We start from the raw sequence: 15,756 nt of genomic DNA, 5'->3' as shown, positions 1-15,756 counted from the left end.
CCCGAGAGGACAGTGGTGACAGAGGGCGAGCACGGCCCGCGGACGATCGTGGCCGAGGGGGGTCCAGGAGGCTCGCCATGACCTTCGTCCAGATCATCGACTGCAAGACCGACCGGCTCGACGACCTCAACCGGCTGATGGACAGCTGGGTCGAGGCTTCCCGGGGCCGGCGGACCGCCTCCCACGCGGTGGTGGGCACCGACCGCTCCGACACCAAGCACGTGGTGGAGATCGTGGAGTTCCCCTCCTACGAGGAGGCGATGAAGAACTCCCACCTGCCGGAGACCGACCGGATCTTCCGCGAGATGGTGGCGCTCTGCGACGTACCGCCGACCTTCACCGACCTCGACGTGGTCCGCGACGCCCGGTTCGACAAGGCCACCGCGAGCCGGGTCCTCGACGGGCTGTCCCGCGGCAACCTCGACGTCATCGACGAGTGCATGACCGCCGACTACCTCGACCACGACTACGGCAGCGAGGGCGACGCGACGGGCATCCGGGCGTTCCGGGAGCGCTGCGCGGGCTACGTGGGCGCCTTCGACTTCACCTTCGAGACCGAGAGCCAGATCGCCGAGGGCAACGAGGTCGCCACCCGGTGGACCTGGCACGCCACCCAGAAGGCCGACTTCATGGGCGTGCCGAACAGCGGCAAGTCCGTGGTCGGACGCGGCACGACCACCTTCCGCTTCCGGGACGGGAAGATCTGCGAGGGCTGGTGGCAGTGGGACGTGATGGGCCTGATGCGCCAGCTCGGCGTCCTGCCGGGCTCCTGAACGGCGCGTCCCCGCACCCGGCCCCCGGGGAGTCGGAGCCGGTCCTCAGCGCGTCTGGCTGCGCCCGAGGAAGATCGCGAACACCGGGGGCTTCAGCGAGAGCAGTTCGAGCCGCCCGCCGTCCGCCTCCGCGAGGTCGCGGGCGACGGCCAGGCCGATGCCGGTGGAGTTGCGGCCGCTGACCGCCCGCTCGAACACCCGGTTGCCGAGGTCCGGCGGCACCCCGGCACCCTGGTCCTGCACCTCGACGACCACCGAGGTGCCGGACGGCCGGACCCGCAGGGTGATCGTCCCGGCGCCGTGCATCAGGGAGTTCTCGATCAGGGTGGCCAGCACCTGGGCGACCGTCCCCGGGGTGCCGACCGCGGTGACCCCGCGCAGCCCCTCCAGGGACAGCACCCGGTTCTTCTCGCGCAGCGTCGGGCCCCACTCCTCCACCTGCTGCTTGATCACGTCGTCCAGGTCGAAGGCGACGGCCGTGGGGCTGCGCGGGTCGCGCTGGGTGGTGAGCAGCCGCTGGACGACGTCGGTGAGCCGCTCGACCTGCTGGAGGGCGATGGTGGCCTCTTCCCGGACGGTCCGCGGGTCCTCGGCGAGGGCGGTGATCTCCTCCAGCCGCATGGAGAGCGCGGTGAGCGGGGTGCGCAGCTGGTGCGAGGCGTCGGCGGCGAGCCGGCGCTCGGCGGTGAGCATCCGGGCGATCCGTTCGGCGCTGGTGTCCAGCACCTCGGCGACCCGGTCGAGTTCCGGCACGCCGTAGCGGCGGTCGCGCGGGCGGGGGTCGCCGGAGCCGAGCCGTTCGGCGGTCTCGGCGAGGTCGGTGAGCGGCCGGGCGAGCCGCTTGGCCTGCCAGACGGCCAGTGCCACGGCGGCCTGGACGGCGAGCAGGGCGACCACGCCGAGCAGCAGCAGGTTGTTGGCGATCTCGTGGTCGACGTCCTCGCGGGACTGCTCGACGGTGACGGTCTCGCCGCTGTTGCCGCGTTCGACGGCCTTCAGCAGGTGGTCGCCGGCCGGGCGTTCGCCGGCCGAGACGACCTGCTGGCCGGGGACCTGCACCTCGACGTAGCTGCCCTCGGTGACCTGGCTCTCGAAGGCCCGCGCCTCGGTGACGGACTCGCCCGCCGCGATCCGGCTCTCGACCAGGGCGAGCACCCGGACGGCGGCGGCGTCCACCCGGTCCTGGGCCGAGCTGACGATGGTGCGCTTCTCGACCAGGGCGAGCGGCACGCAGAACACCACGACCACCACCAGGACGACGCCCAGCAGCGAGTTGATCATCCGGCGTTTCACGCTGCCGCTCCCCGAGGTGTTTCCGCTGACGCGGGCCGTGGGCCCGATCCCCGCAAGGGGCTAGTTCTTCTCGAACCGGAAGCCGACGCCGCGCACGGTGGCGATGTAGCGCGGGTTGGCCGCGTCGTCGCCGAGCTTCTTGCGGAGCCAGGAGATGTGCATGTCCAGGGTCTTGGTGGAGGTCCACCAGGTGGTGTCCCAGACCTGGCGCATGATCTCCTCGCGGGTCACCACCCGGCCGGCGTCCCGGACGAGCACGCGCAGCAGCTCGAACTCCTTGGCGGAGAGGGTGAGCTCCTCCTCGCCGAGCCAGGCGCGGTGGGACTCGATGTCGATCTTCACCCCGTGCGCGCCGGTGGTGAGCTGGTCGACGTTGCCGCGCCGGAGCAGGGCCCGGACCCGGGCGAGCAGTTCGGCCAGGCGGAAGGGCTTGGTGACGTAGTCGTCGGCACCGGCGTCCAGGCCGACCACGGTGTCCACCTCGTCGGCGCGGGCGGTGAGCACCAGGACGGGGCAGCTCTTGCCGTCGGCGCGCAGTCGGCGGCAGACCTCCAGGCCGTCCATCTCGGGCAGGCCGAGGTCCAGGACGACGAGGTCGACCTCCTCCGTGAGGCCGGCGGCGAGCGCGGTCGGACCGTCCTCGCGGACGAGTACCTCATAGCCCTCGCGTCGCAGGGCCCGGGCGAGCGGTTCGGAGATCGCCGGATCGTCCTCGGCAAGCAGCACACAGGTCATGTGGTGATGGTAGTCCGCCGGGGTATGCCCGTACGCCCTGTGAGGTAGTTCACAGAGCGTGATCGTTATACAAGCATCCAACTGGGCCCAACGGGGCGTTGCGGACCGCCGGTTCAGCGAAGAAAACCCTCCCGGATCTTGAATCCGAAGGAAGAAGACCTCGTTTACCATGGATCAACTGGGAAGATCTGTGTATCTCTTTGCCATTCGGATACCTGATTCATGACTTTTGTCAGCTGATAGAGCCAAATATCGCCACGTAGAGTGGTTTCGTCCACGTCCGCCGCCACCCCCCTAGGCGGACGCTGTCAGGCAAGGAACCACTACACATGGCGTCTACCACCCGGGACGCCGGCCTCGCGTCGGCCCCTCCCAGCGGCAAGACCTTCCTCGGCCACCCCCGAGGTCTCGCCACGCTGTTCATGACCGAGATGTGGGAGCGCTTCTCCTACTACGGCATGCGTGCCCTGCTCATCTACTACCTGGTCTCCGGCGGCGCGGATGCGGCCACCGGCAGCCAGGGCGGCGGCCTCGCCATGACGGCGGCGACGGCGACGGCGATCTACTCCGTCTACGTCTCGATGGTCTACCTCATGGCCTACCCCGGAGGCTGGTTCGGCGACCGGGTCTGGGGCGCCCGCAAGACGGTCGCGATCGCCGGCTTCGTGATCATGGGCGGCCACATCGCGCTGGCCGTCCCGGGTCAGGCGGCGTTCTTCCTCGGCCTGCTCCTGGTCGCGCTCGGCTCCGGGCTGCTGAAGGCCAACATCTCCACGATGGTCGGCCACCTGTACAACGGCCCCGAGGACCCGCGCCGCGACGGTGGCTTCACCGTCTTCTACATGAGCATCAACCTCGGTGCCTTCGTCGCGCCGTTCGTCATCGGGACGATCGGCAAGGAGCACAACTGGCACCTGGGCTTCGGCCTGGCCGCGGTCGGCATGGGCCTGGGTCTGATCCAGTTCCTGCTGGGCACCCGCCACCTGAGCCCCAAGAGCAGCCTGGTCCCCAACCCGCTGCAGCCCGCGGAGCGCAAGAGCCTGCTGGTGAAGGCCGGCGCGGTGTTCGCCGCCGCCACCGTCTTCTACGTCGCCATCGTCGCGATGGGCGTCTACACCCTGAACTGGGCCCTCGTCCCGCTGACCCTGGCCGGTCTGCTGATCCCGGTCGCCGTACTGGTCCGGATCAAGCGCGACAAGGATCTGAGCGCCGGCGAGCAGTCCAAGATGTCCGCGTACATCTGGTTCTTCGCCGCGGCCGCCATCTTCTGGATGATCTACGACCAGGGCGGCTCGACCCTCTCGCTGTTCGCGGACAAGAACACCGCGGACTCCGTGTTCGGCTTCGGCTTCTCGGCCACCTGGTACCAGTCGCTGAACCCGCTGTTCGTGATGGCGCTCGCGCCGGTGTTCGCCTTCCTGTGGCTGTGGCTGTCCCGCCGCAACAAGGAGCCCAACACCATCACGAAGTTCGCGATGGGCCTCGTCCTGATCGGCGCCTCGTTCTTCGTCTTCGTCGTCCCGATGAACATGGCGGGCGACGGCGGCAAGGTCTCCCCGATGTGGCTGGTCTCGATCTACATGATCCAGACCATCGGCGAGCTGTGCGTCTCCCCGGTCGGCCTCTCGGTCACCACCAAGATGGCGCCGCAGAAGTACGCCTCCCAGATGATGGGCGTCTGGTTCCTCGCCGTCACCGCCGGTGACTGCACCACCAGCCTCCTCTCGCTGGCCGGCATCAGCCTCGACGGCATCGGGATCATCGCGGCCCAGGCGGCCCTCGCGGCCCTCGCGGGCTTCGCGGTCTACACCTACCGCAAGAAGGTCCAGGCCCTCATGGGCGACGTGCACTGACGCACCGACGACCGGGTCACGACTCCGGGGCCGCCGTGGATTCCTGAGATCCACGGCGGCCCCGGCCGTTTTCTGCCTACCGTGCCCGACATGACGACCGACTCCTTCCCGCGCCGGCTCGCCCGCACCCGCCGGTTCACCCTCGGCGTGCCTGTTCGGCCGGAACCCTCCGCCGACGGCGCCACCGTGCTCTTCCTGCGCAGCCGCGGCAGCACCGACCCGCTCAGCTGCCTCTGGGCGCTGGACACCGCCACCGGCGAGGAGCGGCTGGTCGCCGACCCGGCCGCCCTGGGCTCCTCCGGTGGCATCGCCTCGTACAGCACCGACGCCTCGGGCTCATGGGCCGCCTTCGCGCTGGACGGCGCGCTGTGGCTGGCCGACACCCGTACGGGCTCGGTGCGGGCGGTCCCCTCCGGCGGCCCGGCGGCGGACCCGAGGCTCGACCCGACCGGCCGCCGGATCGCCTACGTCAGCGGCGGAGCGCTGCGGGTGGTCGGCGCGGACGGTACGGGCGACCGGGCGCTCGCCGAGCCCGAGGCCGATGACGTCTCATACGGCCTCGCCGAGTACGTCGCCGCGGCGGAGATGTACCGCGACCGCGGCCACTGGTGGTCCCCCGACGGCCGCGCCCTGCTCGTCGCCCGGGTCGACAACCGCCCGGTCACCCGCTGGTTCCTCGCCGACCCCACCGACCCGCAGCAGCCCCCGCGCGCCATCCGCTACCCGCTGGCCGGCACCGCCAACGCCGACATCACGCTCTGGCTGCTCGGCCTCGACGGCAACTCATACGACGGCCGCACGGAGGTCCGCTGGGACCGCGCCGCCTTCGAGTACGTCACCGCCGCCGGCTGGGACGACCACGGCCCGTACGCCGCCGTGCAGAGCCGCGACCAGCGGACCGTACGGACGTTGGCGATCGGGGCGGACGGCGCCACCCGCGTACTCGCCGAACGGTCCGACCCGCACTGGGTGGAACTGCTCCCCGGGGTGCCGGTCCGGACGGCGGGCGGCGCGCTGGTCGACACCGCCGATCGCGGCGACACCCGGCACCTGACCGTCGACGGCAAGCCGGTCACCCCGGCGGGGCTGCAACTGCGGGCCGTCATCGGGACGGACGGCGAGCGGGTGCTGTTCACCGCCTCCGACGAGCCCACCGAGACCCACCTCTGGACGTACGAACCGGGCACCGGCGTCCGGCAGCTGAGCGACGGACCCGGCGTACACAGCGGCGCCGAGCAAGGCGGCACCCTGGTGCTCACCACCGGCTCCCGCACCACCGTCCTCCGCCAAGGCCGTCCGCCGCTCCCGCTCACCTCCTACGCCGAGCCGCCCGTCCTCGCCGCCCGGCCCGAACTGCTCCACCTCGGCCCGCGCGAGCTGCGCGCCCATCTCTTCCTGCCCACCGGCCACCGTCCGGACGACAGCCCACTGCCCGTGCTGCTCGACCCGTACGCGGGGCCGGCCATGCAGAAGGTCACCACCGGCGGTGCCTGGTACGAGCAGGTGTCCCAGTGGTTCGCCGACCAGGGCTTCGCGGTCCTGGTGGTGGACGGCCGCGGCACCCCGGGGCGCGGGCCGCGCTGGGAGAAGACCATCTGGGGCGACAAGGCCGGGCCGGCCCTGGAGGACCAGATCGAGGGCCTGCGGGAGACCGCCCTGCTGCGGCCGGGGCTGCTCGACCTCGAGCGGGTCGGAATCCGCGGCTGGTCCTACGGCGGGTTCCTCGCGGCGCTCGCGGTGCTCCGGCGCCCGGATATATTCCACGCCGCCTCGGCCGGCGCCGCCCCGACCGACCACCGGCTCTACGACACCCACTGGCAGGAACGCTTCCTCGGCCACCCGGACGAGCACCCCGAGCACTACGACTCCTGCGACCTCGTCAATGAGGCGCCGAAGCTGACCCGCCACCTCCTGCTGATCCAGGGCTTGGCAGATGACAACGTCTTCCCCATCCACACCGTGCGCCTCTCAGCCGCCCTGCTCGCCGCCGGCCGCCCCCACGAGGTCCTGCCGCTACGCGACGCCGGCCACCGCCCGACGGATGAAGCGGTGGTCGAGAACCTCCTCCTACACGAACTGGACTTCCTGCGCCGGTCGTTGCCCAGGTAGAACCTGAACGCGCAGGAAGTCGGCCCGGCCGACTTCCTGCGCCAGGCAACCGGGCCGGCCTGTCTGTGGTCAGGGCCGCCGCAGCGGGCACGGAAGTCCTGGCGGTGGAGATCCGAGACACCTTGGAGATGGGTCAGGTCAGCTTGTAGTCGTCGTGCGGCGTAGCCCGCTCCCACACGGCCTCAAAGGCAGAGCTGACCAGATCCACAACGGCCTGATCCGTCCGCCACTCCCTGTCCACGACCTCCCCGACGCCGGAAAAGTACGTGAACAGCACGGCGGACCTGTCGAACATCCACAGGTCCGTTCCCGGCAGCGCGATGTCGGCAGCCCCCCGTCGGGGCAACCAGCGGACCAGCTCACCCGCTGCGACGTTGGCGAATGTGAGGTCATGCTCGTACCGGATGTAGTCCGTTACCGGCTCCGAGACGATCCGGGCCCGTCGCATGACCACGCCACGCCCGGTTGTGTCGGCTACCAGGTCAGCCCAAGAGCCCCACCAGTCAGGCAGCTTGGCCGGATCATTGTCGTACCGATGGCCGACACGCCAGCGAGCGAACTCCGGATCATCCGGCGTGTAGCTGTCACGCATCTCCAGATGCACGGCGGAGCGGTGCGCCCCAGCCAAGCCCTCACGTACGAGGTACTTCATCATTTCCGACCTCCGGTCGCGGGATGCACTCCAGCATCGCAGCCGGAAGCCGGGTGATCGTCGCTAGATCAAGAACATTCGTACTGTGACCGGGAATTGACCCATCCTCCTGGCGCCCGTTCACCCTCGCCAAGAGCGCCCGAGGAGCAAGGGGCCGCCGCATAGGTCAGAGATTCCAGTGGCGAGACGTGCCGTCCGGAGCCGTGTAGCCCACGAACTGGCCTCCTTCCGGCCCGGCTTCGACCGTGAACCACTCGCGGCGCGGCCGGTTCTCGTCGAGCCAGTGCCGGTGCGCGGCCTCAACGACTTGCCAGAGGTCGCGGGGACCGCCGAGGGCAACGGTGGACGAACCGTCGGGGTGGTCCAGCACACGGGCGACGGACCCGTCCGCGAGGTCGTGGAGCGTACGGCTGTGCCGGATGACGGTGGGCGCGAGATGGAGACCCGCCCAGAAGGAGAATCCGGGATCGTCCAGCTCCCGGGCGCTGATCCTGGTGAGCCGATCACCCGCCTGCCGTTCCGGAAACTCCGGACAGATGTCCTCCCCCGAGCGCAGCGGCATGAAAGCGGCTGGCCGGTGGAGGAAGCGCCCGGCCGCGCGGCCGTCCGGCAACTTGGCCAGCCTGGCCACCGCGCCGCCGACCGGGGCGACGATGAGGCCGCCGGGGACGCACTGGTCGAGCCAGGCCTGGGGGAGGCGGCGGACTCCACAGGTCGCGATGATCCGGTCGTACGGTGTGCCGCCCGGGTGACCGTCCGCCCCATCGGCCCGGACGACGACGGGCTCGAAGCCGACCTCGTGCAGCCGGGCGCGGGCGGCGGCCACCAGCTGCTCTGTACAGTCGATCGTGGTCACGTTCGGCGCTCCGGCCAGGTGGCAGAGCAGCGCGGCGTTGTAGCCCGTCCCGGTCCCGATCTCCAGCACCCGGTTCCCCGGCCGGACATCCAGCGCGTCGAGCATGTCGGCCATCAGGCTCGGAAGCGTGGACGAGGAGGTCGCCACCCCGTGCCGTTCCTCCGGACCCGCGCCATCCGCGTGTACGCCGTCGACCTCGGTGACGAGCACCTGGTTCGCGTAGACCTCCCGAAGCCACGCTCCGCCCGCCGAATCCTCGGCCCGCCACGGCCGGTGGAGGCCGCCGTCCTCCCGGTAGAACGCGGGAACGAACGGATGACGGGGCACGTTCAGGAACGCCTCGACCACCCGCGAGGACAGCACCGCGCTCCCCCGCTCGATCTCCGAGGCCAGCCCGATGCGCGCCCGCAGGAGTTGCGCTTCGTCGTAGTGGACGGTCGTCATGCCCGGTCGGTCCCTTCCAAGTAGTCACAGATGGCGGCGGTGATGGGCAGACCGGTGGCCTGCTCGATGAACCCGTACTGCCCGTTGGGATTCACCTCAAGGAACGTCCAGTCGCCCGGGCGAGACGACGAAGTCGAACGCACCGTAGGGGAGCCCGAGTCGGTCGAGCATGCGATGAATGCCGTTCGCCACGGCCGGCGGCGTCTCGCAGAGCCGGTAGCTCAGGCTGTCGTAGTCGCTCCGCCAATCAACCCTTGCCGCATCGGAGTCGGCGTGGATCTCGGCCGCGAACAGCTGCCGGCCGACGGCGGTGAGCCGCACCTCGTGGGCCTTGGGCACCCACTCCTGGAACAGGTGTGCCGTGGTGGCGATCGACGGATCGCCGATGTCGTCGGCTGCCAACACGCTCGCGTAGACGGCGACCGATCGGCCGTCGAGCGTCCCGCGAATCGGCGTGAAGGGCTTGTACACCACTGGAGTTCCGATGTGAGACGCGAACTCCCTGGCGGATTCCGGGTCGTTGGTGATCAGCGTCCGGGGGACTCGCAGCCCGGCCTCGACCGCCGCTCGGAGCTGCAGCGGCTTGTACTCCGCGTCGGCCGCGCGGCCGGGTGGTGGCAGCCAGCGGCAGGGCAACGCCGACAACAGGCCTCCGAACCCGCGCCGCGCCTCGGCGGCAGCCACATTGCGTGCCTCAACGGACATCGCCTCCGGGAACGCCGGTGCGGTCGGCCGTCGGTAGTAGACCGCGCGCACGGCCGAGAGGTCGAGCGTGCGCCGTGCCGTGGTCAGCGTCCCGCCCCAGCCGGCAGCCCCGTCGAGGCTGGCCGCCAGGGCCAGCCTCGACGGGAACCACGCCGTGTCCGTCCGGAAGACGGGGGTTCCGCGCCGGTTCAGTTCCTCGATCACGAGATCGGCGGTGGGATCGAACGTCCCCGTGAGCACGAGGACGGAATCGGCCTTCGGCATCTCAGTCGTTGCTGCTTCCGGGGTCGTCCGGCGCGTCCATCTGCCCAGTTGGCTGCGTGGGGCCGTACGTCTTGGGCGGGGTGCTGGTCATGTAGACGCCCGGGGGGAGTCCCTCGTAGGTGCAGGTCTGCGTCTCGTCGTCGTAGCCGATGTCGGAGGGCAGGATTCCCCCGGCCCCGGTGACCGGCACCAGGAACCGGAAGGCGAACGGGCTCTCCGGGCCACTCTCGCCGTCCAGTTCGGCCAGGGCGGTCGCCCCGGCCGCCCCCATCGGCAATCGGGACTCCGCCCGGTCGAAAACCGGGACGCCTTGCGGTCGGATCAGAACGGTGGTGGGCATGAGTACCTCCGTGTTGTCGCGCTCCCGTTTACCGGGCAGGCGCCAACATAGACGCAATTCAGGGACATCCGGAAGGAATTTCCTGTTCGCTCAACAATTCACCAAGGTTCCTACTGCCGCAGGAAGTCGTCCCGGATGCCTTCGACCATGCTCCGCATCTCGCGGCCCGTTATAGCTGCCAGCTCGAACGCCTGGAACTTGGCAGCGTACTGATCCACATCCTTCGGCTCGCTTGTCGTGATTTCCGCGTGTGGAATTTCCACGACGACCAAGCGCGAGTCGAACATCACGAACGAGCAGGTCGGAAGATGTGTTTTCGGATCCCCCTGGGGCACCACGCCGACGATGATGTTGGGCAGTCTGGACATGGTCACGAGCTTGTCCAGCTGTGCGGCCATCATGGACGGCGGGAGGATCTCCCACCGCAGCACGGACTCGGTGATCAGGAAATGGAATGCCCTGGCCCGGTCGAAGAGGATCTCCTGGCGACGCAATCGGGCGCCGATCATCTTCTCCAGAACCTCGGGGGTGATTTCGGAGTGCTGCTGTACGGCCCTGATGTACTCCGGAGATTGCAGCAGGCCGGGGATGCAGGAGGGCTGGAAGACGCGAAGAAGCTGCGTTTGGGCCTCTATCGCCCTGATCTCCTCCTGGTGCTTGTGCAAGCCGGCCCGGCGATAGATTCGCCATGCCGTGGCCTCCGTCGCGATGGCGCGGGCGGCCTCGGCAAGTCGGGCTTTGACCTCCTCCGAGACTTCCAAGGCCGTGAGGATGCGCTCCACATCGATAACGCTGGGCGCGAGCCGGCCGTTCTCGATCTTGCTCAGTTTGCTCGGAGACATAGCAGCACTGCGGGCGACCGCTTTGGCCTCCTTCCCACCGGCCAGCCGCAGTTCCCGCAGTGCTCTACCGAGATCTATGCCTCTCACGCGTTTCCGTACCGCTCCCACCAGTCGGCGAACGGCACCGCGTGCCTCAGAGCGGTGTCGCGGTACTTGAGCCACTTCTCGGCGGTCGGCTCCCGGTCGGCACCGAGGAAGGTGCCACCATCGTCGTAGCGCATGGTGACGACCGTCGACTCGTCGAAGGCCCAGAAGTCGGGAACGCCTTCGAGCGGGTTGGGCTGCTCGGTGGTGTCGAGGATGAAGAACTCCTCACCGGCGGTCAGGTTCTTGGTGTACCCCCAGCCAAGTTCGTACCGGAGGTACGGAGTCAGCGGTCGGGCAACGATGTGGACCCGGTACATGCGCTTGCCGCCGCGGGTGTTCGCCCGGACCTCGTCGGCCCAGTCCTGGTTGTAGTCGGCCGGCCGCGGTTCGCCGTCGAGGAACGACCGGAGGTACTCCGGATCCGACGATCCGCTGTAGTCATCCAGCGTTTCGAGCCTGAACGCCTCTCGCCGGAACGTCGAGAACAGGTTCTCGAAGTCTTCACCCGAGATACTCATCGGGCACCCTCCGAATCAGCGCAGCCGGAATGCGAACCGCGGTCTCCCCGGCGGGAAGCCCGATCGTCGCCAGTGCTGCCGGGTCGGCCACGACGTATCCCTGGATGATGAGGTCTTCCGTGCCGTCCACGGCATACACAGCCGGGCAAGTGCCCTTCTCACACTCTCCAGCAAGGCGTGTCAGCTTCATGATTGAGCTCCCTCCTCTACGGCTGGCGTCTCGTTCGATACTCCCGAGGCCGTGACTACAGGGTCAAGGCTCGGCAGTTGAGAGAACGGGAAACCGCTCTAAGGTCACCGAATCGGGTGATCGAACCCTGGCCGATCCCCGAAGGACATCGGACGGTCGGCCCGCACTCCCGGGAACTACGTGACCCGGGCAGCTCTTTGCTCCTCAAACGCGGTTGGCGCATCGCCGGTGATCAGCTGCGGTGAGTGACGCCGGCCTGGCTCGACGGGACGAAGTGACGGAACGATGTGCTCAGGCGTCGGCGATGAAGTGGTCGAACTAGCCTGCCTTTGCGCGCTGAAGGATCGCGACGGACTTGGAGTCGGCCGTGCAGACGATGATGTCGGCGGACGTCCACGACTGGGTGTTCCGGATGATGCCCATCTTCAGGGAGGCATGTGATGCTATCGAGCGTGCCCAACTTCGCGGAACTGCTTGAGCAGTGCGAGCGGTCAGCCGTCCATCTGGAGCTGCGCGACTCCTACGCCCCGACAGAACGCTTCCAGGCATGGCAGCACGGCGAGCGGATCGACTGGGAGGACCGGCAGTCCTGGTGGCACCCCTATGACCAGTTGATCACGGACGCGGTGGCTCGGGGTGTGGTCATCCGTCGAGCTCGGGTCGTCTCCGAGCCCGTGTCCGAGTACATCCGATGGGAGCACTACGTCACCCGCGCCAACGTCACGGCGGGCGAGCAAGTCCGCTGGCTACCACGGCGACACGCCACGAGCATCCCACTGCCGGGGAACGACTTCTGGCTGTTCGATGGTGCCCTGCTCCGGGTTCACCACTTCTCCGGCACCGGCGCAGTAGTCGAGGACGAGATCACGGCAGATCCGAAGACCGTGGAACTGTGCTCCACTGCGTTCGAAGCAGTCTGGGAGCGAGCGATCCCGCATCACCGGTACGAGATCTGACGAATGCCAGATCCATAGCCGAACCGGCTGGTCGTGGCGGCGTCCGCTGTCGCGACGGATCCCGATGGGCGGATCCAGGGCGATCCCGTGTCTCGGCTGACAGAGGGCGCCCGCGAGGCCCTCGCCCGGGGTGGGCGAGGGCCTTCGCATGGTTCAGCGCTGCTCGTCGCGGTCTTCGGGGCGGGGCATCTTGAGGGTCGCGATGGCGCCGAGGGCCACGGTGGCGATCGCGAGGGCGAGGAGGGCGACCAGGACCGCGCCGACGAAGAACCTCACCGGTGCCACGACTCGTCCCGCTCCAGGTCGCGGAGCAGGTGGAGGAGGTTGAGCAGAGTGCTCACCGGCGCGTTGCCGAAGTCGACCAGGATGCGGCCGTCGAGGGTGGTCTCGCCGGCCGCGGCGGAGCCCCAGAGGAGCCCGTGCGGCAGGCCGCGCCGGTGCAACTCGCCGAGAAGCGTGGTGATCTGGGGTTCGGTGTAGTCGCGCGTCCTGGGGTCGTCCGGCGCGATGGGGTCGCGGGTCACGCGAGGGAGTCCAGCTCGTACCAGGTGGTCTTGCCGCGCTTCTGGGGGTCGACGCCCCAGCGGTGGGTGAGGCCCGCCACGAGTTGGAGGCCCCGTCCGTGCTCGGCGAGGTCGGAGGGCCTTCGCGGCTGCGGAAGGGCGTCGCTCTCATCGGAGACGGTGACCCGGAGGGTCGGGCCGAGGATGGAGAACCAGACGACGGGCGCGGGGGTGTCGGCGTGGCGCCACGCGTTGGAGATGAGCTCCATCAGGGCGAGTTCGGCGTTGAAGATGACCTCGGCGTCCCAGCCGCCGCTGCGGGTCATGGCGTCCCGGAGAGCCTGCCGGGAGAGGGTGAGCGAGGGGGTGTTACGGATGCACACGGGAACCTCCGTGAGGCTGTGGTGTGGGGAGAGAAGAGGGAGGGATGACGGTCGTCGCCGTGAGCCAGGCCGGGGCATGGCTGCTCTGCGGCGCGCGAGGGCAGCAGGCGCCTACTGCCCTGAATGCAGGCATTACTGACGATCCGTCGGATCGAGCTGAGGATGACGATAGCCGATCGACTCTTTAATTAAAGCCGGATGGGAGAAGGTTCCTCCCCATGGGGGAACGCGCGCCCCCTGCTCCCAGATGGATCCGCTGGCGACCTGCACGGCACACTGGCCTCAGCACCAGCAGAGAGGACGCCATGGCCCTTCGAATCCCCACCCTTCGCCAGCGACGTCTCGGCGCCGAACTGCGAAGGATGAGAGAGCAGGCCGGCTTCGGCGGCAGCCACCTCGCCAGGCTGCTCGGGGTGACTCCCGCACTGGTGAGTCAGATGGAGATCGGAAAGTCGGCCGTCAGCGTGGCTCGCCTGCACGAGATCGCGGAAGCCTGCATGTGCGCCAACGCGCCTCTGGTCGAAGCACTCGCCGACATGGCCAGGGAGCGGGACTCGGCCTGGTGGGATGAGTATCGAACGACACTCGCAGCCGCCCCGATCGATGTCGCGGAGATCGAAGGACGCGCGAAGCGGCTCAAGAGCTTCACCATCGGCATCATCCCGGGACTGCTGCAGACGAACTCGTATGCGACCGCGGTGTTCGCGACAGGGTTCACCCCTCTCCCCGAGCGAGAGGTCGATCGCCGAGTGAAGTTCCGGCTGCGGAGGCAGCAGATCATCCAGGCCGGCGAAACGCCGTACACAGCACTCGTCCACGAAGCGGCGTTGCGCATCCAGTACGGCGGGCCCACGGTGCTCAGGGAGCAGCTCGAATCCCTCATCCGGGACTCCGAACGCCCAGCCGTCTCATTGCGAGTCGTGCCCTTTGCGACAGCCAACTTCCCCGGCCCCAGTGAGAACCTGCTCTATGCGGAGGGACCGGTACCAGAGCTGGACACGGTCCAGGCCGACTCGTCTCATGGCTCCCACATCTTCGACTCACCCGCCCAGCTGGCGGGCTATCGCGCAACCTTGGAGCGCATCGAGGCCGTCGCGCTCCAAGAGAGCGAGTCACGGGATCACATTCGCTCGATCATGAAGGAAATGAACGACAGGCATGAATAGCACCGAGTGGCAGAAGTCCAGTTTCAGCGAGGCGAACAACAACTGCGTTGAGGTGCGCGCACGTGAAGAGGTGGTCGAACTCCGGGAGTCCGACGACGCGGACGTCATAGTCCGGACCACCCGCCTCAGGTTCGCCGCCTTCCTCCAGGGTGCCAAGGTCGGCGAGTTCGACCACCTCACCACCAACCCCTGAGCGAATCGTTCCGGCGGCCTCTTGCGCCCCGCAAGAGGCCGCCGGTGACTACCCTGGCTCCATGACCGGTTCTGCGTGGCAGAAGTCCAGTTTCAGCGAAGCCGCCAGTAACTGCGTCGAGGTGCGCGCTCTTGCCGGGGCGATCGAACTTCGCGAGTCCGACGAGGGCGATGTCATCGTCCGCACCACCCACTCCAAGTTCGCCGACTTCCTCCGGGGTGCCAAGGCCGGCGAGTTCGACCACCTCACCGCCAACCCCTGAACGAATCGTTCCGGCGGCCTCTTGCGCCCCGCAAGAGGCCGCCGGTGGCTGAGGGGCGGTGGGTAGCAGGCGCCTCCTCCCGGCCACGTGCAGGCCTCCCGACCTGGGGAGATGAGCAGGGCCCCTGTTATCGTGCGCCGATGTCAACGATCAGACAGTTCCAAGTGACCTTCGACTGCGCGGACCCTGTCCGCCTCGCCGCTTTCTGGTGTGAGGTGCTGGGGTACGTCCTGCCGGCGGTCCCGGAGGGCTTTGCCACGTGGGAGGAGTGCTACCGCTCGCTGCCGCCCGAGGATGCGGTCTACTTCGCGTGCACCGATCCCTCGGGTGTGGCCCCGCGTTTGCTGTTCCAGCGGGTTCCCGAGGGCAAGGTCGTCAAGAACCGGGTGCATCTCGACGTGCGGGCCGGCGTCGGGCTCGTGGGTGAGGAGCGCCTGGCCACGCTTGAGGCCGAATGCGCGCGGCTGATGGCGCTCGGTGCGAAGCACGTGCTGACGCAGCGCGCCGACGGCGTCAACGAGTCGTGCATCACGATGCAGGACATCGAGGGCAACGAGTTCTGCCTCGCCTGATTCTCCTCCGGGGCGCCAAGGCCGGCGAGTTCGACCACCTCACCGCCAACCCCTGAGCAG

Annotated in this window: 20 protein-coding genes; 8 read left to right on the top strand and 12 right to left on the bottom strand. The window is 68.8% G+C overall.

Annotated elements, in window-relative coordinates:
• The first annotated feature begins 77 nt into the window (after positions 1–77).
• Positions 78–773, top strand: coding sequence for an ester cyclase (locus ACYP53_RS12645; RefSeq protein ID WP_189916205.1), 696 nt, complete (start codon positions 78–80; stop codon positions 771–773).
• A 45-nt stretch (positions 774–818) separates the two neighbouring features.
• On the opposite strand, the gene ACYP53_RS12640 is transcribed toward ACYP53_RS12645, so the two are convergent.
• Entirely contained in the window at positions 819–2,066 is a 1,248-nt protein-coding gene (locus ACYP53_RS12640) for an ATP-binding protein (protein WP_189916204.1), read from the bottom strand.
• Between the two features lie 60 nt (positions 2,067–2,126).
• On the bottom strand, positions 2,127–2,801 hold the full coding sequence (locus ACYP53_RS12635; protein ID WP_030290974.1) for a response regulator transcription factor: 675 nt from the start codon (positions 2,799–2,801) through the stop codon (positions 2,127–2,129).
• Between the two features lie 329 nt (positions 2,802–3,130).
• Here ACYP53_RS12635 and ACYP53_RS12630 point away from each other — a divergent pair, with 329 nt between their 5' ends.
• Together ACYP53_RS12630 and ACYP53_RS12625 are read left to right on the top strand one after the other, a co-directional pair.
• Entirely contained in the window at positions 3,131–4,654 is a 1,524-nt protein-coding gene (locus ACYP53_RS12630) for a peptide MFS transporter (protein ID WP_459647421.1), read from the top strand.
• 90 nt (positions 4,655–4,744) lie between these two features.
• Positions 4,745–6,763, top strand: a complete 2,019-nt coding sequence (locus ACYP53_RS12625; protein WP_459647420.1) for a S9 family peptidase — start codon at positions 4,745–4,747, stop codon at positions 6,761–6,763.
• Between the two features lie 133 nt (positions 6,764–6,896).
• On the opposite strand, the gene ACYP53_RS12620 is transcribed toward ACYP53_RS12625, so the two are convergent.
• The 7 genes from ACYP53_RS12620 to ACYP53_RS12590 form a co-directional block, all read right to left on the bottom strand.
• Positions 6,897–7,415, bottom strand: a complete 519-nt coding sequence (locus ACYP53_RS12620) for a DUF6879 family protein (protein WP_459647973.1) — start codon at positions 7,413–7,415, stop codon at positions 6,897–6,899.
• Between the two features lie 166 nt (positions 7,416–7,581).
• Positions 7,582–8,715, bottom strand: coding sequence for a methyltransferase domain-containing protein (locus ACYP53_RS12615; RefSeq protein WP_459647419.1), 1,134 nt, complete (start codon positions 8,713–8,715; stop codon positions 7,582–7,584).
• A 96-nt stretch (positions 8,716–8,811) separates the two neighbouring features.
• Positions 8,812–9,684 (bottom strand): MvdC/MvdD family ATP grasp protein, encoded by an 873-nt coding sequence (locus ACYP53_RS12610; protein ID WP_459647418.1) that lies wholly within the window; start codon positions 9,682–9,684, stop codon positions 8,812–8,814.
• Position 9,685: 1 nt separating this feature from the next.
• Positions 9,686–10,024, bottom strand: a complete 339-nt coding sequence (locus ACYP53_RS12605; RefSeq protein WP_459647417.1) for a hypothetical protein — start codon at positions 10,022–10,024, stop codon at positions 9,686–9,688.
• A gap of 110 nt (positions 10,025–10,134) precedes the next feature.
• Complete coding sequence (locus ACYP53_RS12600; protein WP_459647416.1) at positions 10,135–10,953, bottom strand: helix-turn-helix domain-containing protein; 819 nt, start codon at positions 10,951–10,953, stop codon at positions 10,135–10,137.
• Positions 10,950–11,471, bottom strand: coding sequence for a DUF6879 family protein (locus tag ACYP53_RS12595; RefSeq protein ID WP_459647415.1), 522 nt, complete (start codon positions 11,469–11,471; stop codon positions 10,950–10,952). Before ACYP53_RS12595 ends, ACYP53_RS12600 begins: the two co-directional genes overlap by 4 nt.
• A complete protein-coding gene (locus ACYP53_RS12590) occupies positions 11,455–11,661 on the bottom strand; it encodes a hypothetical protein (protein WP_459647414.1) in 207 nt (68 codons plus the stop codon). The genes ACYP53_RS12595 and ACYP53_RS12590 overlap by 17 nt, the downstream gene beginning before the upstream one ends.
• Before the next feature lie 440 nt (positions 11,662–12,101).
• Between ACYP53_RS12590 and ACYP53_RS12585 the strand changes: the two genes are divergently transcribed.
• Positions 12,102–12,617: a DUF6879 family protein gene (locus ACYP53_RS12585; RefSeq protein ID WP_459647413.1), complete on the top strand. Its 516-nt coding sequence runs from the start codon at positions 12,102–12,104 to the stop codon at positions 12,615–12,617.
• Between the two features lie 153 nt (positions 12,618–12,770).
• On the opposite strand, the gene ACYP53_RS12580 is transcribed toward ACYP53_RS12585, so the two are convergent.
• The 3 genes from ACYP53_RS12580 to ACYP53_RS12570 are packed head-to-tail and all read right to left on the bottom strand — an operon-like array spanning position 12,771 to position 13,503.
• A complete protein-coding gene (locus ACYP53_RS12580; protein ID WP_459647412.1) occupies positions 12,771–12,902 on the bottom strand; it encodes a hypothetical protein in 132 nt (43 codons plus the stop codon).
• Positions 12,890–13,141 carry a hypothetical protein gene (locus ACYP53_RS12575; RefSeq protein ID WP_459647411.1) on the bottom strand — a complete coding sequence of 84 codons (252 nt, stop codon included), beginning with the start codon at positions 13,139–13,141 and terminating at the stop codon, positions 12,890–12,892. Before ACYP53_RS12575 ends, ACYP53_RS12580 begins: the two co-directional genes overlap by 13 nt.
• Entirely contained in the window at positions 13,138–13,503 is a 366-nt protein-coding gene (locus ACYP53_RS12570; RefSeq protein WP_459647410.1) for an ATP-binding protein, read from the bottom strand. The genes ACYP53_RS12575 and ACYP53_RS12570 overlap by 4 nt, the downstream gene beginning before the upstream one ends.
• 305 nt (positions 13,504–13,808) lie before the next feature.
• Here ACYP53_RS12570 and ACYP53_RS12565 point away from each other — a divergent pair, with 305 nt between their 5' ends.
• From ACYP53_RS12565 to ACYP53_RS12550, 4 genes are all read left to right on the top strand, one after another.
• Positions 13,809–14,669, top strand: coding sequence for a helix-turn-helix domain-containing protein (locus ACYP53_RS12565; protein WP_189916192.1), 861 nt, complete (start codon positions 13,809–13,811; stop codon positions 14,667–14,669).
• The gene (locus tag ACYP53_RS12560) at positions 14,662–14,862 is read left to right on the top strand and encodes a DUF397 domain-containing protein (protein WP_459647409.1); all 201 of its coding nucleotides are present in this window, start codon (positions 14,662–14,664) and stop codon (positions 14,860–14,862) included. Before ACYP53_RS12565 ends, ACYP53_RS12560 begins: the two co-directional genes overlap by 8 nt.
• A 61-nt stretch (positions 14,863–14,923) precedes the next feature.
• The gene (locus tag ACYP53_RS12555) at positions 14,924–15,124 is read left to right on the top strand and encodes a DUF397 domain-containing protein (RefSeq protein ID WP_459647408.1); all 201 of its coding nucleotides are present in this window, start codon (positions 14,924–14,926) and stop codon (positions 15,122–15,124) included.
• Positions 15,125–15,264: 140 nt separating this feature from the next.
• Positions 15,265–15,696, top strand: a complete 432-nt coding sequence (locus tag ACYP53_RS12550) for a VOC family protein (protein ID WP_459647407.1) — start codon at positions 15,265–15,267, stop codon at positions 15,694–15,696.
• Positions 15,697–15,756 lie beyond the last annotated feature (60 nt).

It is taken from the genome of Kitasatospora sp. Ki12, assembly GCF_054601375.1.
This window is presented reverse-complemented; position numbering and strand designations above follow the sequence as displayed.